Annotated in this window: 11 protein-coding genes and 1 pseudogene; 9 read left to right on the top strand and 3 right to left on the bottom strand. The window is 69.3% G+C overall.

Going from position 1 to position 13,375, the window contains the following annotated elements; genetic code table 11:
- Nucleotides 1-13 precede the first annotated feature (13 nt).
- The 5 genes from AC5Y4Z_RS10880 (at nt 14) to AC5Y4Z_RS10900 (ending at nt 5,762) form a co-directional block, all read left to right on the top strand.
- Nucleotides 14-685 (top strand): response regulator transcription factor, encoded by a 672-nt coding sequence (locus AC5Y4Z_RS10880; protein ID WP_499963527.1) that lies wholly within the window; start codon nt 14-16, stop codon nt 683-685.
- Nucleotides 669-2,330: a sensor histidine kinase gene (locus tag AC5Y4Z_RS10885; RefSeq protein WP_499963529.1), complete on the top strand. Its 1,662-nt coding sequence runs from the start codon at nt 669-671 to the stop codon at nt 2,328-2,330. Before AC5Y4Z_RS10880 ends, AC5Y4Z_RS10885 begins: the two co-directional genes overlap by 17 nt.
- Before the next feature lie 69 nt (nt 2,331-2,399).
- Nucleotides 2,400-3,263, top strand: coding sequence for a universal stress protein (locus tag AC5Y4Z_RS10890; protein ID WP_499963530.1), 864 nt, complete (start codon nt 2,400-2,402; stop codon nt 3,261-3,263).
- Between the two features lie 112 nt (nt 3,264-3,375).
- Entirely contained in the window at nt 3,376-4,260 is an 885-nt protein-coding gene (locus AC5Y4Z_RS10895) for a universal stress protein (protein ID WP_499963531.1), read from the top strand.
- Nucleotides 4,261-4,349: 89 nt separating this feature from the next.
- Nucleotides 4,350-5,762, top strand: a complete 1,413-nt coding sequence (locus AC5Y4Z_RS10900; protein WP_499964741.1) for a bifunctional aminoglycoside phosphotransferase/ATP-binding protein — start codon at nt 4,350-4,352, stop codon at nt 5,760-5,762.
- Here the strand turns inward: AC5Y4Z_RS10900 and AC5Y4Z_RS10905 are convergent.
- The gene (locus tag AC5Y4Z_RS10905) at nt 5,759-6,436 is read right to left on the bottom strand and encodes a PAS and ANTAR domain-containing protein (protein ID WP_499963532.1); all 678 of its coding nucleotides are present in this window, start codon (nt 6,434-6,436) and stop codon (nt 5,759-5,761) included. The genes AC5Y4Z_RS10900 and AC5Y4Z_RS10905 overlap by 4 nt on opposite strands.
- 61 nt (nt 6,437-6,497) lie before the next feature.
- A complete protein-coding gene (locus AC5Y4Z_RS10910; protein WP_499963534.1) occupies nt 6,498-6,947 on the bottom strand; it encodes an Hsp20/alpha crystallin family protein in 450 nt (149 codons plus the stop codon).
- Between the two features lie 141 nt (nt 6,948-7,088).
- On the opposite strand from AC5Y4Z_RS10910, the gene AC5Y4Z_RS10915 reads away from it, so the two are divergent.
- Nucleotides 7,089-7,436, top strand: a complete 348-nt coding sequence (locus tag AC5Y4Z_RS10915) for a MerR family transcriptional regulator (RefSeq protein WP_499963537.1) — start codon at nt 7,089-7,091, stop codon at nt 7,434-7,436.
- Here AC5Y4Z_RS10915 and AC5Y4Z_RS10920 read toward each other — a convergent pair.
- Nucleotides 7,433-8,743: an NAD(P)/FAD-dependent oxidoreductase gene (locus tag AC5Y4Z_RS10920; protein ID WP_499963539.1), complete on the bottom strand. Its 1,311-nt coding sequence runs from the start codon at nt 8,741-8,743 to the stop codon at nt 7,433-7,435. The genes AC5Y4Z_RS10915 and AC5Y4Z_RS10920 overlap by 4 nt on opposite strands.
- A 248-nt stretch (nt 8,744-8,991) precedes the next feature.
- Here AC5Y4Z_RS10920 and AC5Y4Z_RS10925 point away from each other — a divergent pair.
- From AC5Y4Z_RS10925 to glgX, 3 genes and pseudogenes are all read left to right on the top strand, one after another.
- Nucleotides 8,992-9,651: pseudogene (locus tag AC5Y4Z_RS10925) on the top strand (GAF and ANTAR domain-containing protein); the annotation flags it as partial.
- A 102-nt stretch (nt 9,652-9,753) separates the two neighbouring features.
- Nucleotides 9,754-10,935, top strand: coding sequence for a zinc-dependent alcohol dehydrogenase (locus AC5Y4Z_RS10930; RefSeq protein WP_499964743.1), 1,182 nt, complete (start codon nt 9,754-9,756; stop codon nt 10,933-10,935).
- Between the two features lie 80 nt (nt 10,936-11,015).
- Complete coding sequence (gene glgX / locus AC5Y4Z_RS10935) at nt 11,016-13,175, top strand: glycogen debranching protein GlgX (protein WP_499963541.1); 2,160 nt, start codon at nt 11,016-11,018, stop codon at nt 13,173-13,175.
- Nucleotides 13,176-13,375: the final 200 nt, after the last annotated feature.

Below are 13,375 nucleotides of genomic sequence, written 5' to 3' on the forward strand. Positions count from 1 at the left end.
AGAAAGGGCCCGAATGGTCAAGGTCTTCCTCGTCGACGACCACGAGGTCGTGCGGCGCGGCCTCGCCGACCTGCTCGCCTCGGACACCGAGTTGCAGATCGTCGGCGAAGCCGGTTCCGTGGCGGAGGCGAAGGCGAGGATACCGGCGTTGCAGCCCGACGTGGCCGTGCTCGACGTGCGCCTTCCCGACGGCAACGGCATCGAGTTGTGCCGCGACCTGCTGGCCGATCATCCGGACCTGCGCTGCCTGATGCTGACGTCGTTCACCTCCGATGAGGCGATGCTGGAGGCGATCCTGGCCGGCGCCAGCGGCTACGTCGTCAAGGACATCAAGGGCATGGAACTGGCCCAGGCGATCAAGGAGGTCGGGGCCGGCAAGTCCCTGCTGGACAACCGGGCCGCCGCCGCGCTGATGGCGAAGCTGCGCGGGACGGCGCGGCGCGCGGACCCGCTGTCCGGGCTGACCGACCAGGAGCGCACGCTGCTCGGGCTGCTCGGGGAGGGCTTGACCAACCGCCAGATCGCCGCGCGGATGTTCCTCGCCGAAAAGACGGTGAAGAACTACGTGTCGCGGCTGCTGGCCAAGCTGGGCATGGAGCGCCGGACGCAGGCGGCGGTGTTCGCCTCGAAACTGGAGCAGCGGTCCGGGCGGCCGGGGGCGCGCGCCGATGCGCCGCCGGACTGAGGAGCGGCCCGACGAGCCGCCGGCCGCGCGCGATCAGATGGAACACCTGCTGCGCGTGGTCGTCGAGATCGGCGCCGACGTCGGCGACCTCGATGCGACGTTGCACCGGATCGTCGCCGCGGCAAGGGAATTGACCGGGGCCCCGTACGGGGCCCTGGCCGTCCGCGGCCCCGAGGGCAACCTGTTGCGGTTCGTCCACGAGGGCATGGACGCCGACACCGTCCGGCGCATCGGGCATCTGCCCGTGGGCAAGGGCCTGTTGAGCCTGTCCCTGTTCGACACCCCGGCGCTGCGCCTGGACGACCTGACCGCGCACCCGGCCGCCGTCGGCGTTCCGGAGCACCACGCCATGCGGGCGTTTCTGGCGGTGCCGATCACCATCGGCGGGCGGGTCTTCGGCAACATCTATTTGACCCACGACGACCCGGCGCGGGTCTTCTCCGAATCCGACGAATTCGCCGCGCGCGCATTGGCTTTCGCGGCCGCGGCGAGCATCGACAACGCGCGCGTCCTCGAGCGCGAGCGGCTGTCGGTGAAGTGGATGGAGGCCAGCCGCGAGATCACCACCGCCCTGCTGTCCAGCGCCGAGCCGCACCGCCGCCCGCTGCAGTTGATCGCCGAGCGCGCGATGGGCCTCACCGATGCCGAGCAGGCGATCGTGCTCGTCCCCGCCGACGCCGACGTGCCCGACGACGAAACCGACACGCTGGTGGTATCCGCGGCGGTGGGCGCGCACGCGGACGAGGTGCTCGGCAGCCGGGTTCCGGTGCAGGGTTCCACCAGCGGCGAGGTTTTCCGCTCCGGCAAACCGCTGATCACCGACGCGTTGCGGTACCCGATCCAGGCGTTCAGCGACGCCGGGCAGCGCCCCGCCGTCGTGATGCCGTTGCGCGCCGACGATCAGGTCGCCGGCGTGATCGCGATCGCCCGCGCCGCCGATCAGCCGCCGTTCGACGAGAGCTACCTCGACCTGGTCAGCGACTTCGCCACGCACGCCGCGATCGCCCTCGTGCTGGCGTCGGGGCGGGAGGACTCGCGGCAGCTGACCATCCTGGCCGAGCGCGAGCGCATCGCGCACGATCTGCACGACCACGTCATCCAGCGAATCTTCGCCGTCGGCATGAACCTGCAGGGCACGCTCGCCCGGGCGCGGTCACCGGAGGTGGCCGAACGGCTCAACCGCACCCTCGACGATCTGCAAACGATCATCGAAGAGATCCGCACCACGATCTTCCAACTCAAATCCCCGTCGGGACCCAATGGCGACTTCCGGCAACGGATTCAACGCGTGGTCGCCGACCTGACCGCGAACCGGGACGTCGCCACCACGGTGCGCATGCACGGGCCGATCACCGCGGTCGGCGGCGAACTCGCCGAGCACGCAGAGGCGGTCACCACCGAGGCCGTCAGCAACGCGCTGCGCCACGCCGGCGCGTCCCGGCTGGCCGTCGAGGTCAGCGTCGCCGACATGTTCGTCCTCGACGTCACCGACGACGGCCGCGGCATCCCCGCCGACAACCGGCGCCACAGCGGCCTGGCCAACATGAGGCATCGCGCCGAACAGCTCGGCGGCACCTGCGAGATCACCAGCCCGCCGCAGGGCGGCACCCGGGTCCACTGGGTGGCCCCGCTCACCGGCGAGTGACCAATGGCGCGCGGGTGGGGGTCTAACGGCCCTGCCCGACCGGCCCGACACCGAATAGCGTTGGCAATCATGGGTACACGCGACAACGGAGTCCTCATCTGCGTCGACGGGTCGGCCGCCTCCGACGCTGCCGTCGACTGGGGCGCGCGGGAGGCGGTCATGCGCGGGCTGCCCGTCACGTTGCTGCACGCCGTCTCGCCGGTGGTCGCCGGCTGGCCCGCGGGCCGCCTGTATGCCGAGATGCCCGACTGGCAGCGCGACGAGGCGCAGCACATCATTGATCAGGCGCGCAAGACGCTGAGCGCCGGTGTGCGGACACTCGAAACACGCACGGAGCTGGTGTATTCCGCCGCCGTGCCGGCGCTGATCGAGGCGTCGAAGGATGCCCGGATAATCGTCGCCGGAAGCCAGGGATTGGGCGCGGTGGGTCGCCTGCTGTTGGGCTCGGTCACGACGGGGCTGGTACACCACGCCCACTGCCCGGTTGCCGTCATCCACCCGAATCGGCAAGCGGGGCACGACGCCACCGCGCCGGTGCTGCTCGGCGTCGACGGGTCGCCCGCGTCGGAAGCGGCGACCGCCCTCGCCTTCGATGAGGCCTCCCGCCGCGGGGTGGGGCTGCGCGCGCTGCACGTGTGGAGCGACGTCGCGGTGTTTCCCATCCTCGGTATGGACTGGCGCGACCGCGAACGCGCGGCGCACGAGATCCTCGCCGAGCGCCTGGCCGGTTGGCAAGAGCGGTACCCGGATGTGCACATCGAGCGACTGCTGTTCTGCGACAAGCCATCCCGGTGGCTACTCGAGGAATCCGAACGCGCTCAACTGGTCGTGGTCGGCAGCCGCGGCCGCGGCGGCTTCCCGGGCATGCTGCTCGGTTCCGTCAGTTCCGCCGTGGCCCAGGGCGCACGAGTTCCCGTGATCGTAGTTCGCTGAGGAGATTTCGATGATCGAACTGCTACCGGACATGCCGCAAAACCTCGCCATCTTCGGACTCGACGAGCTGGACCGCGCCAAGCAATGGGCCGCGGGCTGAAGGGAGGACACGATGGCCACATCCATCAAGCGTTACGGCATCGTCGCCGGGGTCGACGGATCGCCGCCGTCCAACGCCGCCGTCTGCTGGGCGGCCCGCGACGCGGCGCTGCGCAACGTCCCGCTGACGTTGATGCACATGTACGGCGCGGCCGCGCCGACGTTCCCCCCGATACCGCTTCCGGCCGGGGTCGCGGTGTGGCAGGAGGACGGCCGCGAGGTTCTCGAGCGGGCGGTCAAGATCGCCGAAGAAGCGGTCGTCAAGGGCACGAAGATCCAGATCATCACCGAACTGAGGTGTTCACCACCGGTGCCGACGCTCATCGAGGTATCGGACCAGGCGGAGATGATTGTCGTCGGCAGCAACGGGCGCGGAGCGGTGGGGCGGGTGCTGCTGGGATCGGTCAGCTCGGGGGTGGCCCGGGACGCCAAATGCCCGGTCGCGGTCATTCGCGACGAGGACCCCCTGATGCCCCACCCCCAATGGGCGCCCGTGCTGGTCGGGATCGACGGCTCGCCCGCGTCCGAGCTGGCGACGGCGATCGCTTTCGACGAGGCGTCGCGCCGCGGCGTCGAGCTGCACGCGTTGCACGCCTGGAGCGATGCCCAGGTGCTCGAACTCCCCGGATTCGACTGGGCGGCGGTGCAGGCCGAGGCCGAGCGCAGCCTCGCCGAACGCCTGGCGGGCTGGCAAGAACGCTACCCGGACGTCACGGTGCACCGGTTCCTCGTCAGCGACCGGCCGGCCCGCCAGCTGATCGAGAGATCGGAGTCCGCGCAATTGGTCGTCGTCGGCAGCCACGGCCGTGGCGGCATCGCCCGGACGCTGCTGGGCTCGGTCAGCAACGCCGTGGTTCACGCGGTCCGGATGCCGGTGATCGTGGCGCGACCGGCCTGAAGTTGGCGGAAACGCCCACGGCGACGGACGCTGGGTTGGTGGATCCCACCTACGTCCCCTACGTGGCCGCGCACGAGACGCACACCGGCATGGTGGTGCTGGTCGGCGACCGGGCGTTCAAGGCGAAGAAGCCGGTGCTGACCGACTTTCTCGACTTCCGCACCCCGGAGCGGCGCGAGCGCGCGTGCCGCCGCGAAGTCGAGCTGAACAGCCGGCTGTCGCCCGACAGCTACCTGGGGGTCGCGCACCTCAGCGACCCCGCCGGCGGGCCGGCCGAGCCGATCGTCGTCATGCGCCGCCACCACGACGAGGACCGGCTGGCGGCGAGGGTCCTCACCGACCCCGACCGGACCGTTCGAGGCCTGCTGGATGCCGTCGCCGCGGTGCTGGCGCGGTTTCACGAAAGCGCCGAGCGCGGCCGGTCGATCAGCGCCCAGGGTGAGCCAGGGGCGATCGAGCGACGCTGGCGCGACAACCTGACCGAACTCGATCGGTACGCGGGCACGCTACCGGAGGGGTCCGTGCCGCGAATCCGGCGGCTCGCAACCGATTTCCTCGCCGGCCGGGCGCCGTTGTTCGCCGAACGCATCGAGGAGGGGCTCATCGTCGACGGCCACGGGGACCTGCTCGCCGACGACATCTTTTGCGGGGGCGGGGAACCCGCGCTACTGGACTGCCTGGAGTTCGACGACGACCTGCGCTACGTCGACTGCGTCGACGACGCCGCGTTCCTCGCGATGGATCTGGAGTTCTTGGGCCGCAAAGACTATGGCGAGCACTTCCTGCAAAGCTACGCCGCGCACTCGGGGCACCCGGTGCCGGCGTCGCTCGCGCACTTCTACATCGCCTATCGCGCGGGGGTGCGGGGAAAGACGGACTGCGTGCGGCTGTCGCAGGGCAACGCACGGGCCGCCGAAGACGCCGCGCGCCACCTGGCGATAGCGGTCGAGCACCTCGAGGCCGGCGCAGTGCGTCTGGCGCTGGTCGGCGGCAACCCGGGCACCGGCAAGTCGACGGTCGCCCGCGCGCTCGCCGAACAGACTGGGGCGCAGATCATCTCGACCGACGACGTGCGACGCGAGCTGCGCGACTCCGGCGCGATAAGCGGAGACGCCGGTGTCCTGGACCGCGGGTTGTACAGCCCGGAAAACGTGGCGGCGGTTTACGAGGAGGCCCTGATGCGCGCGCGCCCGGTGCTGGGCAACGGGCGGTCGGTGATCCTGGACGGTACCTGGGGGGAACCGCGGATGCGCGCGCGGGCCCGTCGGCTCGCCTCCGAAACACATTCGGCGACGGTCGAACTCAGGTGCGTGGCCGGGGCGGACACCGCGGCCGGCCGTATCACCACGAGGCCACCCGGCAACTCGGAGGTCACCCCGGAGATTGCCGCGGCGATGTCCGCGCGCAACTCCGGCTGGGACACCGCCCATCCGATCGACACCTCGGGAACCGTCGAGGACTCAGCGCGAGAGGCCCTCGCTTACTGGCTGGGAGCGATCTAGACGGGGCGGCCATCCCTTACGCGTCGATGCGCGGTCAGGAGCAGGTGGTCGAACTCGCCTCGGGCGTCGAGCACCGGCCCCGCACCGCGGAAGTCCGCCGCTATCTGCTCGGCCAGCAGCCGCAGCTTGACGTTCGCTTCCTGGGACAGCCACCGCAGCAGGTCGAACGCCGCCGTGTCGTCGATGTTGTAGATCAGCATCAGCATGCCCTTCGCCTGCTCGATGCCCGCCCGGTTCTCGCTGATTTCCGCCAGCCTGGCGGTAAGCAGGTCCTCCGCGTCCCCGGCCGGCGGCGAGACGTCGATGTAGAACCCGTGCGTTCCGATCACCTCGTCTTGCTCGTCGAGAAGCTGGTCGCCCACGACGACGACGTGGCGCACGTGGCCGCCGGTGTCCACGATCCGGTGGCGGGTGCTGAACGGCTGGCGGGTGTTGAGGATCTGGTCGATGGTGGCCGCGACCTGCCCGCGGTCGTCGGGGTGCTTGTGGGCCAGCACGAGCTCGGTGGTGGGGGCCACGCTGCCGGGCTCGTAGCCGTGGATGCACTGCACCTGGTCGGACCATTCCCACCGCTGGTCGGTGAAGTAGAAACGGAACCAGCCCGCCCGTTGCGGCACGCCACCGGCCAGGGCTTGTTCGACGTGTGGCTTGTGGCCGTTCAGCTGCCAGTTCATTTGGACCTTTCCGGGTCTGAGGGCGGCGACCCGAGCTGGGCCGCCGCCCTTCAGCCGACTCTCAGGCGTCGATCACCTCCCGCGTCGGGGCGTTCTCGTCGATGGCGCGGTGCCCGTTGCCGCGGTCGACGGAGATCTTGCGTGGCTTGGCCTTTTCGGCCACCGGGATGGTCAGCCGCAGGACGCCCTCGCGGTAGGCGGCCTCGATCCTCTCGGTGTCGAGGTTTTCGCCCAGCACGAGCTGGCGACTGAACACCCCGCGTGGCCGCTCGGTGGCCAGCATCTCGCGGTCGGGGTCGACGGCCGGGCGTTCGGCGCGCACGGTCACCACGTTGCGCTCGATGTCGATGTCCAGCGTGTCGGTGTCGATGCCCGGCAGGTCGAATTCGACGACGAAGCGCTCTCCCTCGCGCCAGGCGTCCATCGGCATCACCGCGGGCCGGGCGGCCGTGCCGAGCACGTGCTGGGCGAAGCGGTCCAGCTCACGGAACGGATCGGTACGCATCAGCATGGCGGTCACCTCTCACTCCAATCTGTTGATTGCGAAGTGTCTAACTTATGTCTCACGACATAGATTTCATATAGCACTCTCGACAGCTGAGTGCAAGTGTGATAAACAGATTTTCGTGCGAGTTCGCTGCGGAGACCCGATATGACCGAGAACGCCGGCGCTCCGGCGTCGGATCGGGGGGTGTACGGAATCTCGGTGGCCGCCGAACTTTCCGGCGTCCCGGTGCAGTCCCTGCGCCTCTACGAACGGCACGGGTTGTTGAGCCCGGCCCGCAGCGACGGCGGGACCCGGCGCTACAGCGCCGACGACCTGGCCCGGCTGCAACGCATCAGCGCGCTGGTCGAGGCCGGGGTGAACCTGGCCGGCATCGCCCGCATCCTCAGCCTCGAGGACGACAACACCGCGCTATCGGCGGCCAACTCCGACCTGCGCTCCACCAACCGCGACTTGCGGGGCGCCGCAGCCAAGAAGAAGCGGACCGGGGGCTAGCTCGTCTTCGGCATCGGGATGCCCTCGCTGGCGGCGAATTGCGCGTCCTCCTCGGAGGCCAGGCCGATCGACACCACGGATCGGTCGAACAGCGCGTCGGTCAGGTAGGCCAGCGAGACAGCCCACCGGTTGACCGCCCGCGGGATCGCGTAGAGGTGGTAGGCCCGGGTCACGGCCTTCGCGGGGAGCCCCGACAGCTGGACGTTGAGCGGGTTGGCCACGGCATACCGGGGGCCCAGGTCGACCACCAGGCCCAGGTTGTGGTGCTTGTACTGCTTGGGCGTGCCGTAGCCCAGGCTGGCGGCCACGTTCCGGGCCAGCACCTTGCCCTGCCGCGTCGCGTGCTGCGCGGTGGGCGGGGTGATCTTTCCGGGTTCCGTCAGGTCGGGAACCGCCGCCGCGTCGCCGGCGGCGAACACGGCGGGGTGGCCGGGCACCTGCAGGTCGGCCTGGACTGTGAGCCGGCCCCGTTCCGTCGGCAGGCCCAGTTCCTGGATCAGCGGGGCCCCGGTCACCCCCGTCACCCAGGCCAGCGTGTGGGTGTCGACGCGTGAATCATCGCTGAGCACAACGTGATCGGCGTGCGCCTCCTTGAGCGTGGTGCCGAGGCGGACGTCGATGCCCCGGCGGCGCAACGCCCTGAGGGCGGCGTCGCCGAGTTTGCGTCCCACCTCGGGCATGACCTGCTCGGCGGTATCCAGGAGCAAAAACTTGACTTCGGCGGCGTCGAAACCCATCTGTTTGGCCGCCGCGTCGGCCAGCGCCCGCAGCTGGGCGACCAGTTCGGTGCCCGAGTAGGACGCGCCGACCACGACGACCGCGCGCCGGGCCGCCGCCACCTGGGGGTCGTCCTCGATGTTGGCCAGCTCGAGCTGCTCGACGACGTGGTCGCGCAGGTAGAGGGCCTCGGCGGTGGTCTTCAGTCCCCGCGCGTGCGTCGCGAGCCCCGGCACGTCGAACAGCCGCGTCACCGAACCCGGGGTGAGGACCAGCCGATCCCACGACATCGAGTGGCCGCGTTCGTCGGGATCGCGATAGGTCAGGGTGCGTCGCGCGAAATCCACGCCGTCGACCCGGCCGCGCACGGCGCGGACGCCCTTGAGGGTGTTGGCCAGCGGCATTGCGACGAAGCGGGCGTCGACGACGCCGCCGGCGACGTCGGGCAACAGCGGCGTGTACAGCATGTAGTCGACCGGGGAGATCATCGTGATGGCGACCGGCGCGCGTCGCCGCTCGAGGATGCGCGCGAGGCGGCGCGCGCAGGTGAACCCGGTGAAGCCACTGCCGACGATCACGATCGAGGTCATCACCGCGAGTGTAACGGGCCGTGATTTGCCCGGCGCGGGCGCCGTGAGGGACCCGAAATCGTCCGAAATCGTTACGCCGCAATCGGTATCGGCGGCGCGGGCGTTCAGAAGGCATCCGGGATCCCGCCGCGGCCCATTTTGCCCGCTTGGCACTTCGTTCTATGGCTCATAGACTTCGTTTTATGCGTCGGCAAGGTCGGAATTGTCGTCGCCACCATGACCCAACTGAGGCGGGGCGGGTGACTACCATGCCCGAGGGCCAGAACTCGATCGCGACCCAGCTCGCGGGGCTGATTGCCGACCTCGAGCGCCACGAAACGGAAACCAACGTCGTGCTGCGCGAACTCGTCGATAGCGGCGCCCGGCACGTGGCGGGCTGCCAGTACGCGGGGATAACCCTGGCCGACCGGACCAAGACGGTCACCAACGTGGTCGCCACCCACCGCTACCCGATGGTCCTGGACGCGATCCAGAACCGGTACGGGGAGGGGCCCTGCCTGGCGGCGGTGTGGCAGCACCACATCATGCACGTCGAGGATCTCAACACCGACCAACGCTGGCCGCACTATCAGCGCGAGGCGCTCGAGGAGACCCCGATCCGCTCGATCCTGTCCTACGAGCTGTTCGTCGACAGCAACAGCATGTCGGCGCTCAACTTCTATGCCGAAGAGCCGCACGCCTTCACCGAGGAATCGCTGGAGCTCGGCGGAGTCTTCGCCGCGCACGTCGCGCTGGCGTGGTCGATGATGCGCCGCCAGGACCAGTTCCGCAGCGCCCTGGCGTCGCGGGACATCATCGGTCAGGCCAAGGGCGTGATCATGGAGCGCTTCAACCTCGATGCGGTCGAGGCGTTCGAACTGCTGTCCCGGCTGTCGCAAAAATCCAATACCAAGCTGATCGAGATCGCCAAAACGCTGATCGACAGCGAACATCCGCTCAAGCGTCCCAGCAAACCGAGCGCGGCACCTGACGGCGTTTCGCCCGGCGCGAGGCGGGTATGTGCCTTGCACATGAAAGCCGTCACTTGGCAGGGCAAACGCGACGTCCGCGTGGAATCGGTGCCCGACCCCAAGATCGAACGGCCCACCGACGCCATCGTCGAGGTCACCTCGACCAACATCTGCGGGTCCGACCTGCACCTCTACGAGGTCCTCGGCGCCTTCATGGAGGCGGGGGACATCCTCGGCCACGAAGCCATGGGAATCGTCCGCGAGGTGGGTGGTGAGACGGGCGACCTGCGGGTCGGCGACCGCGTCGTCATCCCGTTCCAGATTTCCTGCGGGCGTTGCTACATGTGCGACAAGCAGCTCTACACCCAATGCGAAACCACCCAGGTGCGCGACCACGGCATGGGCGCGGCGCTATTCGGCTATTCGGAGCTCTACGGCGAGGTCGCCGGCGGCCAGGCCGAATTCCTGCGCGTCCCGCAGGCCCAGTTCACCCACATCAAAGTCCCTGTGGGCCCGCCGGATTCGCGGTTCGTCTATCTCTCCGATGTGTTGCCGACGGCCTGGCAGGCGGTCGACTACGCCGACATTCCCGACGGCGGCTCGGTGACCGTCCTGGGTCTGGGCCCGATCGGCGACATGGCCGCGCGCATCGCCGACCATCTGGGCCGCCGGGTCATCGCCGTCGACCTGGTGCCCGAACGCCTGGCTCGCGCCGCCGGGCGCGGCATCCACACCATCGACCTGAGCCGAATCGACTCCCCCCTCGGGGACGTGATCCGGGACCTGACCGACGGGCGGGGCACCGATTCGGTCATCGACGCGGTCGGCATGGAGGCCCACGGATCCCCGGTCGCCAAGCTCGCCCAGCAGGCCAGCGGCATGTTGCCCGACGCGCTCGGCAAGCGGCTCATGCAGACCGCCGGCGTGGACCGGCTTTCGGCCCTGTATTCGGCCATCGACATCGTGCGGCGCGGCGGCACGATCTCGCTCAGCGGCGTCTACGGCGGGATGGCCGACCCCATCCCGATGCTCACCCTGTTCGACAAGCAGGTGACCCTGCGGATGGGGCAGGCCAACGTCAAGAGGTGGGTCGACGACATCATGCCCTTGCTGGGCGACGACGACCCGCTGGGCGTCGACACGTTCGCCACCCACGTGCTGCCGCTGGACCAGGCCCCCCACGCCTACGATATCTTCCAGAAAAAGCAGGACGGTGCCGTCAAGATCGTCCTGAAACCCTGAAAACGTCTAGGGCCCAACGCTTTCCGGCTACCGATCGGACGGCGGTTTGAGGGTGGGCCCGGCAGGGTACTGAATGGGCCATGACCACCGCACCCGCCGCCGCCCCCACGCCCACCGGCGAAGTGTGGCCGGGCCGGGCCTATCCGCTGGGCGCGTCGTACGACGGCGCCGGCACCAACTTCGCGGTGTTCAGCGAGGTGGCCGAGCGGGTGGAGTTGTGCCTGTTCGACGCCGACGGCGAAGAGAGCCGCATCAGCCTGCCCGAGGCCGACGGGTTCGTCTGGCACGCCTACGTGCCCAACATCGAGCCGGGCCAGCGCTACGGGTACCGCGTGCACGGCCCGCACGACCCCCAGGCCGGGCTGCGGTGCAACCCGAACAAGCTGTTGCTGGACCCGTACGCGAAGGCCATCGACGGCACGTTCGAGTGGAACCAGTCCCTGTTCGGCTACAACTTCGGCGACCCCGACAGCCGCAACGACGACGACTCCGCCGCCAGCATGCCCAAGTCGGTGGTGATCAACCCGTACTTCGATTGGGGCAACGACCGCCCACCCGACCATCAGTACGCCGACACGGTGGTCTACGAGGCGCACGTCAAGGGCCTCAGCCAGACCCATCCCGACATCCCCGAACAGCTCCGCGGAACCTACGCCGCGGTGGCGCACCCGGTGATGATCGAGCACCTGCAGAGCATCGGCGTCACCGCCGTGGAGCTGATGCCGGTGCACCACTTCGCCAACGACTCCACCCTCGTCGACAAGGGGCTGTCGAATTACTGGGGCTACAACACGATTGCGTTCTTCGCGCCCGACCCGAAGTACTCCAGCTCCGCGTCGGCCGGGGGACAGGTGCAGGAGTTCAAGGCGATGGTGCGCGCCCTGCACGAGGCCGGCATCGAGGTCATCCTCGACGTCGTCTACAACCACACCGCCGAGGGCAACCACCTGGGCCCCACGTTGTCGATGCGCGGCATCGACAACGCCGCCTACTACCGGCTGGTCGAGGACGACAAGCGCTACTACATGGACTACACGGGCACCGGCAACAGCCTCAACGTCGGGCATCCGCACGCCCTGCAGCTGATCATGGACTCGCTGCGCTACTGGGTGACCGAGATGCACGTCGACGGCTTCCGGTTCGATCTGGCCGCGACGCTGGCCCGCGAGTTCTACGACGTCGACCGCCTGGCGACGTTTTTCGAACTCGTGCAACAGGATCCGACGGTCAGCCAGGTCAAGCTCATCGCCGAACCCTGGGACGTCGGCCCGGGCGGCTACCAGGTCGGCAACTTCCCGCCCCAGTGGACGGAGTGGAACGGCAAGTACCGCGACACCGTCCGGGACTTCTGGCGCGGTGAGCCCGCCACCCTCGACGAGTTCGCCTACCGGCTGTCCGGGTCGGCCGACCTCTACGAGCACACCGCCCGCCGGCCGGTGGCATCGATCAACTTCGTCACCGCCCACGACGGCTTCACGCTGCGCGACCTGGTGTCCTACAACGAAAAGCACAACGAGGCCAACGGCGAGGACAACAACGACGGCGAGAGCCACAACCGGTCGTGGAACTGCGGCGCCGAGGGGCCTACCGACGATGCGGAGGTCAACGCGTTGCGGGCCCGCCAGCAACGCAACTTCCTGACCACCCTGCTGCTGTCGCAGGGGGTGCCGATGATCTGCCACGGTGACGAACTGGGCCGGACGCAGGACGGCAACAACAACGGCTACTGCCAGGACAACGAGATCACGTGGATCGACTGGGCCAACGCCGACGCCGGCCTGCTGGAGTTCACCCGGGTGGTGTCGGCGCTGCGGGCCAACCACCCGGTGTTCCGCCGGCGCCGGTTCTTCTCCGGCAAGCCGGTGGGCCGGCGCGGCGCGGGCGGGCTGCCGGACATCTCCTGGTTCACTCCCGACGGCACCGAGATGGGCGACGAGGACTGGGGCACGGGTTTCGCCAAGTCCGTCGCGGTGTTCCTCAACGGCCAGGGCATCCCCTACCTCGACGCGCGGGGCCAGCGGGTAGTCGACGACTCGTTCCTGTTGTGTTTCAACGCCCACCACGAGCCCATCGAATTCACACTGCCGCCAAAGGAATTCGGAGCCTCCTGGCTCACCGCGGTGCACACCGGAGCCGACGCGGCGGCGCTGGGCGAGGAGCTGCCCGCGGCGGCGACGCTGACCGTGGACGCCTACACCGCCGTCGTGCTGCAGGCCGCACCGGACGCTACCGCACGGTGACGCGGCGATTGACGCCCCCATGCCGGCGAGCGCGGACGGTGCGGACACGCCCGTGACCGGGCCGGATCCCACGGCCCCATCCGGCGGCGTTTAGCCCGCAAGGTCCGGGGTACCAGTCCTGGCGCAGCGTTCTTGAGCTCGCAGGACTGGTTCTGCACGCGGGGACTTCACGGCGCTCACAGGCGCTTTGGCCCGCGGCC

The organism is Mycobacterium sp. NGS63, from assembly GCF_059812295.1.

Coding starts and splice junctions, on each gene's coding strand:
- AC5Y4Z_RS10880 (WP_499963527.1), top strand. CDS start 14: ATGGTCAAGGTCTTCCTCGTCGACGACCACGAGGTCGTGCGGCGCGGC.
- AC5Y4Z_RS10885 (WP_499963529.1), top strand. CDS start 669: ATGCGCCGCCGGACTGAGGAGCGGCCCGACGAGCCGCCGGCCGCGCGC.
- AC5Y4Z_RS10890 (WP_499963530.1), top strand. CDS start 2,400: ATGGGTACACGCGACAACGGAGTCCTCATCTGCGTCGACGGGTCGGCC.
- AC5Y4Z_RS10895 (WP_499963531.1), top strand. CDS start 3,376: ATGGCCACATCCATCAAGCGTTACGGCATCGTCGCCGGGGTCGACGGA.
- AC5Y4Z_RS10900 (WP_499964741.1), top strand. CDS start 4,350: ATGGTGGTGCTGGTCGGCGACCGGGCGTTCAAGGCGAAGAAGCCGGTG.
- AC5Y4Z_RS10905 (WP_499963532.1), bottom strand. CDS start 6,436: ATGAACTGGCAGCTGAACGGCCACAAGCCACACGTCGAACAAGCCCTG.
- AC5Y4Z_RS10910 (WP_499963534.1), bottom strand. CDS start 6,947: ATGCTGATGCGTACCGATCCGTTCCGTGAGCTGGACCGCTTCGCCCAG.
- AC5Y4Z_RS10915 (WP_499963537.1), top strand. CDS start 7,089: ATGACCGAGAACGCCGGCGCTCCGGCGTCGGATCGGGGGGTGTACGGA.
- AC5Y4Z_RS10920 (WP_499963539.1), bottom strand. CDS start 8,743: ATGACCTCGATCGTGATCGTCGGCAGTGGCTTCACCGGGTTCACCTGC.
- AC5Y4Z_RS10930 (WP_499964743.1), top strand. CDS start 9,754: ATGAAAGCCGTCACTTGGCAGGGCAAACGCGACGTCCGCGTGGAATCG.
- glgX (WP_499963541.1), top strand. CDS start 11,016: ATGACCACCGCACCCGCCGCCGCCCCCACGCCCACCGGCGAAGTGTGG.